Genomic DNA, 9,173 nt, shown 5'->3' on the forward strand with positions numbered 1-9,173 from the left:
CAGGATGAGATCGCGGTAGCGGTGGAAGACGGCAGCGCGGTCGAGGACGGAACGCTTGGCCCATTCCTTCTGGGCGACGCGCGCACGGGCGATGGCCGCAAGTGCGTCGTCGGCGGTGCCGACGGGGATGGTCGCCAGCTCCTTGCCGGTGAACACCTCGGTGATGGACTTCGTCGGGCGATCGGCAACATTGTCGATGGCGATCAGATCGGCGAGCCGCGAGAAGGTCGCAGCGGACGGAGCAGGCATTTCAGTACCCCTACTGGTGAGTAGTTCTTGGAGTTACACACAACTTACCCCGTCGGTGGTACCGATCACAGTGCCGAATCAGACAGAGTCAACCAATACTGCCTCTTTCGGACGTTTTGCGATCAACAACGACATGACTGCAGCGATCGCGCAGAGCGCGCCGGTCACCGGGAAAGCAGCATCATGCGAAACGAGAACCGGCGGGTTGGGCCGCATTGGGCGTTGTCCCGCAGAAACCGGACTCCACTGGATCATACCCGTAGATCGTTTCTGGTCAAGCGTTGAAAAGTTATGGTCGGCCGGCTCGATCCATTGCTGAGCTCAAAGACCCGGCCGATTTGACAAAATGTGCGGCACGCACATTTCAATGTGCGCTAGGTCACTAGCCCGGCTAGTCGTTCATTCGTACTGTCTCAATCATGGCAACATCTACCGAGCTTCCTGCGCGCCGAGGCCCTCACCAGGTCCTTCCGGATCCCGGTGAACGGGTCCCACGGATATCGTGGCCGATTGTAGGTATCTTTTCCGGCGCCATCGCGCTCTTCGCGGCTTCCACATGGGCTGCACTGGCTGATGCACTTCCTGCGCCGGTGACTATCGGGCTCAGCGCAATCGCGATCTTTGTATTGTTCACTGTGCTGCACGACGCTTCTCACTACTCGATCAGCACCCACGGCTGGGTCAACGCTGCGTTCGGACGAATTGCGATGTTCTTCGTCTCGCCGCTGATTTCCTTCAGATCGTTCGCATTCATCCACATCGAACATCATCGGAACACCAATGACGACGACAACGATCCCGACCACTTCATCAGCGGCTCTCCGCTATGGCAGGCACCGCTTCGGTTCGGTCTCATGGACTTTCCGTACCTGAGCTTCATCGTCCGCAATGTCAGACGTCGCCCGAGAGTAGAGGTGGTGGAGACGTCGCTACTACTGGTTACGAGTACCGTTGTGATCCTCGCATGCGCGCTGACCGGGCATTTCTGGACGCTTGCCCTGGTTTATTTGATCCCCGAGCGAGTCGCCATGTTTGTGCTCGCATGGTGGTTCGACTGGCTGCCGCATCACGACCTGAAAGACACGCAACAGGAGAACCGATACCGCGCAACCCGCAACCGTGTCGGCGCGGAATGGTTCCTGACCCCGTTGCTTTTGTCTCAGAACTATCATCTCGTCCACCACTTGCATCCGTCTGTTCCCTTCTACCGCTACGTGGCAGCATGGCAGCGAAACGAGGAAGAGTATCTAGAGCGTGGCGCTGCTATCGGCACGGCTTTCGGCCAGCAACTCACCCCGGACGAGTACCGCGACTGGAAGCGTTTGAACGGCAGGATGAGGCGGCTCCTCCCGCTCCGGAAGGCTGCTCGATCCTCGGGGACGCTCGGTTTCCATACGATTCCGGTCTCCAGCGTGGACAAGTTGACCAAGGAGAGCGTGCTGATCAAGTTCGCCGTGCCAGAGGGACTGGAGGACCAGTTTTCGTTCGAACCAGGACAACATCTCACAGTTCGCACCAAGATTGGGACCACGGAAGTACGTCGCAATTACTCCATCTGCTCATCGGCCGACTCCGGCACTTTGGCGATTGCGGTCAAGCACATCCCCGGCGGAACATTCTCCACTTTCGCGATGGAACATCTACGACCAGGTGACACACTCGATCTGATGACGCCGACCGGTTCGTTCGGCGCGCCACTAAACCCCCTCGCAGTGAAGCGATATGCGGCGATCGCTGTGGGTAGTGGCATTACGCCGGTGCTCTCGATTCTGCGCACGACACTCGTCGTTGAGCCGCAAAGCAACTTCACATTGATCTACGGCAATCGAGATGCCGAGAGCACAATGTTTCGCCGCGAACTCGACGACCTTGAGGCCCGCTACGCCGACCGACTCCGGATCGTGCACGTGCACTCCCGGGACCCCCGGCACCCACCACTTCTGAGCGGACGCATCGACAGAACCAAGCTCGACCACTGGTTCGACTCCGAACTCACACCGAGTCTGGTGGACGAGTGGTTCCTATGCGGACCTGTCGAGATGCTAACCGACGTTCGCGAGCTCCTCATCGAGCGCGGCGCCAATACGGACCATGTTCACGTCGAGATTTTTCAGGGACATCAAACCCTCAGGAACACTGACGGTTTCGACGCGGCCACCGTCGTGGTGGGCCTGTCAGGGCGGCAACACGAAGTCAAACTCGCCGCCGGCGACACTGTCCTGGAGTCCGCACTCAAATCCGGGATCGAGGCGCCATATGCATGTCTCGGCGGGGCCTGTGGAACCTGCAAAGCGAAAGTAACGCTCGGATCGGTTGTTATGGATCAGAACTTCGTTCTGTCGAAGGCCGATGTCAAGGATGGTTACGTACTCACCTGTCAGTCGCGCCCGACCACGCCGTCAGTCACCGTGGATTACCAAGGATAGAGCGAGATGCGAACACGTGAGGACAGGGTCACGATCGTGACTGGCGCGTCGATGGTTATCGGTGCGGCGACCACCGAGAAGCTCACACGAGAACGCGCGCTCGTTACGTACGGACGAGCCTGCCGGGATAGGTTGCGCAGTTTGGATCGCGGGCGCGCGCATAGGACCTGCGTGCGAGACAAATCTTCCCTTCGTAGCTTGACCGATCCCAGGGCTGGAAGGCAATCACTCATGGTCGATCTGGCTCTACTGAGAGCGCTGGGCGTGTTCCGTCCACGTCTCACCCCCGTCGAACTAGAGCGCGGCTACGCGCGCCCCGCGGACCTGCTTCCGCACCCGGCAGGCCATTAACTTCAGTGGTCCTCCCTGATGCGCAGTACGCACAAAGATTCCCTATTCACTTTACTGAATTGCGAGTGAGACTTGGCCCCCGCTAGGCGCCCTGATCGCGAAGACGCTCTAGGGCAGGTACATCCATCAGCCCCTTGGACCAAACTGGACGGCAATAGAAACATGACCGAGCAAACAACTGGTACCCATTTCGATGTGCTCGTGATCGGATCGGGATTCGGGGGCAGTGTTACGGCGCTGCGCCTGACAGAGAAGGGATACCGAGTCGGCGTCCTCGAGGCGGGTCGGCGGTTCGCCGACGAGGATTTCGCAGAGTCCACCTGGAATCTCAAGAAGTTCCTGTGGGCACCCAAACTCGGCTACTTCGGCATCCAACGAATTCATCTACTCAACGACGCTGTAGTGCTAGCCGGCGCGGGCGTAGGTGGCGGGTCACTGAACTACGCGAACACTCTTTACAAACCGCCGGCCCCGTTCTTCAATGATCCGCAATGGAAGGACATCACGAACTGGGATGCCGAACTTAGCCCCTTCTATGACCAAGCGCGGCGGATGCTCGGTGTGGTGAAGAACCCACACGAAACCCCGTCTGATCGAGTGATTCAGCAGATCGCCGCGGAGATGGGTGTGGCGGACAGCTATACCTCAACTCCGGTTGGCGTGTATTTCAACCGGCCCGGACGCGTTGACGACGATCCGTTCTTCGGCGGCGTGGGACCCGATCGCACGGGATGTACTGAGTGTGGCCAGTGCATGACTGGGTGTCGGGTGGGGGCCAAAAACACCCTGGTGAAGAACTACATCCACCTCGCCGAGCGCGGCGGCGCCCGGTTCGTTCCGATGACGACGGCTACACGAGTGATGCAGTCTCGCGACGGTGTCTGGGAGGTCCACACGGAGCGGACTGGCGCACTCGTCCGCAAGCGTAGTGTCGTGTACACCGCCGACAACGTGGTGTTCGCGGCCGGCACCTGGGGCACCCAGACCCTGCTGCATCATCTGAAGGACACTGGAGCGCTGGCGGGATTGTCCGACCGCCTCGGGGTGCTCACTCGCACCAATTCGGAATCGATTCTCAGTTCAGTGCGGACGCATGCCGATCCGCGCGAAGACCTCTCCCACGGCATCGCGATCACAAGTTCCATCTACCCGACCCCGGACACCCACGTCGAACCCGTCCGATACGGCCCTGGCAGCAATGTGATGGGCCTGCTGCAAACACTGCTCGTCGACGGCAGCGAGAAGCGCACCCGGCTGGGCGCCCTCCTCAAAGGGATCACGAAGAGTCCATCCAGTCTCAAACTGCTTCTGAACCAAAAGAACTGGGGGCAGCGTGTCCTGATTCTGTTGGTGATGCAAAGTACGGACAACTCGATCACCACTTACACCAAGAAGATTCCAGGGTCGAAGAAGCGGCGTATGGCTTCAAAGCAGGGTCATGGGGCGCCGAGCCCAACTTGGATCCCTAGCGGCAATGATGCCGCGCGGATCGGCGCCGAGAAGCTAGGTGGCGTGGCCGGCGGTACTTGGGGCGACATCTTCAATGTTCCGATGACAGCGCATTTCCTCGGCGGAGCGGCGATTTCCGAGACGCGTGAGACAGGCGTGATCGATCCGTACCACCGAATCCACGGTTACCCTTCGCTGTTCGTCGTCGACGGTGCCGCGATCTCAGCGAACCTCGGGGTTAACCCCGCGCTGTCCATTGCAGCGCAAGCCGAACGCGCCGCAGCGCTCTGGCCCAACAAGGGCGAGAACGATCCTCGACCCGCGCAAGGGTCGCCATACAAGAGGCTAACTCCTGTCGCCCCCATCGCCCCCGCCGTGCCTGCAGGTGCGCCCGGCCAACTCCTTCTTCCGTTCCCAACAACCCGTTCGACCCAAGAAACACTCATCTCAGAGTCGATAAATGAAGCTGGTCGAAAGTAGTTCTTCGCACCCCGTCGTTTCGTGTCTCGCGCTTCGGGCGGAGCACGTGGGCAGGGAACGGGGTGAACAGGATGGAGGAAACCACGCGGGCGGGGCGGAGGTCGTCGAGTGCAGCTGTGAGCCACCTCGTACTCCCGCAGGAAACCTGACGAATGGACAGGTTAAAAGAACACCTCATAGATCTACCACGTATGCGAACCGCACCACTTCTGTCTTCGGGCAGAGGATTTCGCCATGAACTCCCTTCTGCCGTTTCATTCAGAAGCCGACCCGAAATCCGCGTCCGAATCACCGTTCTGGTTGTGGCCCTGCAAGACAGACGGGCATGGCCGGTCACCTACATCTCGTCTTCGGCCGCCCCACGGCATCATTCACGCGGAACTGCGCCGGGTGTGCGGCGGCCCTGCGGGCACATCGTCACCTATGCCCGCCTCAAAACAGGGAGTGAGTCACAGAATACGGCTCGACTTATTGCGATTCCTAGTGACCTCGCCGGAATATCCCACCTATGACCCTTTCGTCCCCGAGAGAACAACAAGGATTTTCATGATCTCGACAGCTTTCTCGGAAACGTTCGGCGTTCGCCACCCCATCGTCCAAGGTGGAATGCAGTGGGTCGGCAGAGCAGAACTCGTCGCAGCCGTTGCCAATGCCGGCGCATTGGGATTCATCACTACGCTCACGCAGCCGACACCGGCCGACCTGGCGAACGAAATCGCCCGATGCCGCGACCTGACCGATCAACCGTTCGGCGTCAACCTCACGATTCTGCCGTCGATCACGCCACCGCCGTACGACGAGTACCGCCAGGTGATCGTCGACTCAGGCGTGAAGATCGTCGAGACCGCAGGTTCCAATCCCGGTCCTCACCTGCCGATCTTCCATGACGCCGGAATCAAAGTGCTCCACAAGTGCACAACAGTCCGGCATGCGGTCAAGGCACAGGATCTCGGTGTCGACGGAATCAGTATCGACGGATTCGAGTGCGCCGGCCATCCAGGGGAAGACGATGTCGCAGGCTTGGTCTTGATTCCAGCGGCCGCAGACAAGATTTCGATACCCATGATCGCTTCCGGCGGCTTCGCTGATGCACGTGGTCTGGTCGCCGCGCTGGCGCTCGGAGCAGACGGCATCAACATGGGTACGCGATTCATGTGCACCACCGAGTCTCCGATCCACCAGAACATCAAAGAAGCCATCGTCGCTGCAGACGAAACACAGACCGAACTGATCTTCCGACCACTGCGCAATACTGCACGCGTGGCAAGCAACATCGTCAGCCGAGAGGTTGTCGACATACTCTCCCGCGGCGGACAATTCGAGGATGTGCGCGACCTGGTAGCAGGAGCGCGTGGGCGAAGCGTCTACGAAACCGGTGATCCCGACGCCGGCATCTGGACGGTCGGCACATCACAGGGGCTGATCCACGACATCCCCACCGTCGACGAGTTGGTCCAGCGCATGGTGTCCGAAGCAGAGGTCATCATCGGGGCACGCTTGCGTTCGATGACCGAACGCGTTTCCGTCTAGGACAGGAGAGCAACCCATGCGTCGAACACTGTTCACAGCCGACCACGAGGCCTACCGAGAGACTGTGCGCGAGTTCATTGCCCGCGAGATCACACCACACTCCGACAGTACTCAAGAAAACGCTCTCGTCGACCGACCAACGCGGCTCGCAAACCGCCGTTTGACAACACGGTACTGAAAGCCTGGTCGTGCTCATAGTGATTGTACAAGAGAAGGATTCGAGAGTATGCGTCTTGAGGATGGGCATCCGACGTTGTTTCGTCAGTTGCATCCAACGCGCAACGTGGGGATCGATCCTGGTTCGGTGACGAACTCGTCGGACGACATGATGTGGTGGCTGTGCCCGGAGGGCCACGAATGGAAGGAGACACCGCGGCAACGCCGGTCCGACATGATGTGGAAGCAGGGCGACATCTACGCGTGTCTGCACTGCATTGCTCCTGGGTGCACCGTGAACAGTTGTGGGCATCGCCGGTTTCAGTCTGGAAAAGACTCCCTTTTTCGAGTGCTCGCGAATCCCTGTGACAAGTGTGAAATCACTGAACGTGCCCGCCGGATCCTCGACCCACAGGCTGGTGATGTTCTGGCTGCGCTCGAGTTTCTCGAAGTCAGCGCGTTGTACGCGCTGTTCTGCAGCCGTGGATCCGAGGTTGTTGAATGGTGGCAGCAGATATTTCCCCTGGTGGAAGCATACTTTGTTCGGATGCTCTGCCTGTACATCGTGATTGACAGGGTGCAGTTTCATGGGCAGCGGAAATGGACGGAAGTGCAGATACTCGGAGCGTGCATGCTTCGAATCCTTACAGCACTACCGCACAGCTGTCACCCGCAGATGTACTCGGCCATACCGGCAGATGCTGGGAATTTCCGTCAGGACTACATGCCGGACGTCCATCCGCACGAGATCAAGTGGGCGTTGAAGAAGGCGGGGTTCGACATTCTCGACGCCCCTTTGGATGGCGACGTCGGGAAACGGATGCAATTCCTTGAGCGACAACGCGTTTCTACGCACTCAGACATGCCCCCAGTCGATCTCACGGGCAGGCACTACCCCGCTTTTGATCACGATTTCGTCGACCGTCAGAAGGGTACATCGACACTGCAGCAACTTCGGCAGATGAAATTCAGCAAGGTGACCAAGGCGGTACGGCTAACGCTGGGTAGTTCGGCGCCCGCCGATGCGGACGATCCGCTAGGACGCGATTACGTCGGGTATTCGCAGGAACTGGCGCCGGAGGAGCTGTGGGAGCGGGCACGTGGGGTGTGGAAGCTGCGCGCTGATCACGTCGCGGCGTCGTCGATCGCCTTGGTTGTCTTCGACCGAAGGGTTGTATTGGTTGCTTCGATCTCAGGTATCGCATTTCATCGCGGCGCTCTGTCCATTGTCGGTGCGCCGATATCTGGTCACGCGTTGATCGGGCATCCAGATCCGCTGCACACGGCGGATCCCTTGGCCCACGGTGTCTTCGGTCTGGGGCAGGTCGGGAACGGAATTGACGTCATTTCAAGCAGATGGGTGGTGGAGCGAGAACCACCCACCACTGCTTACAGTCTTCGACACGAAGGAAAGAACATGTTTGCTGAGCAGTCAGGTTCCGGTGATCGAGCGGGTGACGGCCACGACCGTGCGTTCGGAGGCGCCGCTTCCCTGCCAGTCCCCAATCCCGGACTTGTGGTTCTCCACCGTGCGCAGTGAACTGACGACGCAGATGATGTCGTGCCGTAGTTGTGAGTGGGGTGGCCGCTACCTTGTGGACGGAAAGATCGTCGGGTTTCCGAGTCGTTCACGCCGTCCGAACTCACCCGACCGGTCGACGATTGCCGACGCTACGCCGTCACGTTCAAGCGCAGCGATCTATCAGTCGAGATCAACAGATTCGGCCAGATTGCTCCAAGCCGTCGGCCAGGTCGGAATACGCGTGCTACGGATTGCCGACGCGGTCTGTGCCGAGCGTGCGTCACACCCGAGCTGAGCGGCACGACTCAACATGAGGCCGAGGCGGTGCACCGCATCACGGTCCGCGACAGCATGGCCTGTTCAGATCTCGAAACTGTATCTCTGACCACCGGCTACCCGCCAGCTCGGGGTAGGTGAAATGCCGAAGACGCGCTCACACAACGAAACCCATTCAGATGCAGGCGAGTTCATCGATCTCGTCGCACGGTTGCGTTGATTCGAGCCCCAAACAAGGAAGTCGACAATGTCTACACCTCTTTCACTGCTGCCGGCGGGAGAACGCGGGCCGATGACCGCTGCTAGAAACGTTCTGACTGATTCGTTGATCGGAGAACATGACGAGCTGGTCGAACGAGTTCGCGCTGCGCTGCGAGTCGAGGATTCCGAGAATCGTGCTCTCCGAACCGAAGCGCTTCACAATGAGATGGCCCGCGATGTCGTGCGGATCCTGTCGGCCGTGCGTGGCGGGCGCGCATCGCTGAGAGGCGACGACGTTGCCGACCTCGCGGATGCCGGCGAAGCGTGGGCGAAGGAAGGGGTGCCTGTCGACGAGATGCTTCGCGCGTGGCAGATTGGGGTCGAGGTCGTGATCGGCTACGTTCGGCATCTCGGCTGTCGACGGCCATCGTAAGCTCCCCACTGGCGGCCATTTATGGCGCATTTTGTGGCCATGGTTTCTCCCCGCGTACGGCCAGATAGTTCCCCACCTGCTGTGAGTCAGATTCGGTCCC

The 9,173-nt window shown here is 59.7% G+C and carries 6 protein-coding genes and 2 pseudogenes; 7 read left to right on the top strand and 1 reads right to left on the bottom strand.

Annotation, left to right across the window (positions count from 1 at the left end):
* Positions 1-249 (bottom strand): aldehyde dehydrogenase family protein (locus ASU23_RS34830; RefSeq protein WP_253741310.1); only part of this gene is annotated, 249 nt, incomplete at its 3' end.
* A 419-nt stretch (positions 250-668) separates the two neighbouring features.
* Between ASU23_RS34830 and ASU23_RS12155 the strand changes: the two genes are divergently transcribed.
* The 7 genes and pseudogenes from ASU23_RS12155 (at position 669) to ASU23_RS12175 (ending at position 9,073) form a co-directional block, all read left to right on the top strand.
* Complete coding sequence (locus ASU23_RS12155; protein ID WP_058038005.1) at positions 669-2,675, top strand: fatty acid desaturase; 2,007 nt, start codon at positions 669-671, stop codon at positions 2,673-2,675.
* 513 nt (positions 2,676-3,188) lie between these two features.
* The gene (locus ASU23_RS12160) at positions 3,189-4,955 is read left to right on the top strand and encodes a GMC family oxidoreductase (protein WP_058038006.1); all 1,767 of its coding nucleotides are present in this window, start codon (positions 3,189-3,191) and stop codon (positions 4,953-4,955) included.
* A gap of 546 nt (positions 4,956-5,501) precedes the next feature.
* Positions 5,502-6,485, top strand: coding sequence for a nitronate monooxygenase family protein (locus ASU23_RS12165; RefSeq protein WP_058038007.1), 984 nt, complete (start codon positions 5,502-5,504; stop codon positions 6,483-6,485).
* 16 nt (positions 6,486-6,501) lie between these two features.
* A pseudogene (locus ASU23_RS34835) lies at positions 6,502-6,621 on the top strand (acyl-CoA dehydrogenase); the annotation flags it as partial.
* 90 nt (positions 6,622-6,711) lie between these two features.
* Positions 6,712-6,861: pseudogene (locus ASU23_RS34840) on the top strand (zinc-ribbon domain-containing protein); the annotation flags it as partial.
* Positions 6,862-7,602: 741 nt separating this feature from the next.
* A complete protein-coding gene (locus ASU23_RS34845) occupies positions 7,603-8,181 on the top strand; it encodes a hypothetical protein (protein ID WP_253741314.1) in 579 nt (192 codons plus the stop codon).
* 505 nt (positions 8,182-8,686) lie between these two features.
* The gene (locus ASU23_RS12175) at positions 8,687-9,073 is read left to right on the top strand and encodes a hypothetical protein (protein ID WP_058038008.1); all 387 of its coding nucleotides are present in this window, start codon (positions 8,687-8,689) and stop codon (positions 9,071-9,073) included.
* Positions 9,074-9,173: the final 100 nt, after the last annotated feature.

The sequence above is a fragment of the Rhodococcus sp. KB6 genome (assembly GCF_001445685.1).
Taxonomy (GTDB): domain Bacteria; phylum Actinomycetota; class Actinomycetes; order Mycobacteriales; family Mycobacteriaceae; genus Rhodococcus_F; species Rhodococcus_F qingshengii.

Coding starts and splice junctions, on each gene's coding strand:
- ASU23_RS12155 (WP_058038005.1), top strand. CDS start 669: ATGGCAACATCTACCGAGCTTCCTGCGCGCCGAGGCCCTCACCAGGTC.
- ASU23_RS12160 (WP_058038006.1), top strand. CDS start 3,189: ATGACCGAGCAAACAACTGGTACCCATTTCGATGTGCTCGTGATCGGA.
- ASU23_RS12165 (WP_058038007.1), top strand. CDS start 5,502: ATGATCTCGACAGCTTTCTCGGAAACGTTCGGCGTTCGCCACCCCATC.
- ASU23_RS34845 (WP_253741314.1), top strand. CDS start 7,603: ATGAAATTCAGCAAGGTGACCAAGGCGGTACGGCTAACGCTGGGTAGT.
- ASU23_RS12175 (WP_058038008.1), top strand. CDS start 8,687: ATGTCTACACCTCTTTCACTGCTGCCGGCGGGAGAACGCGGGCCGATG.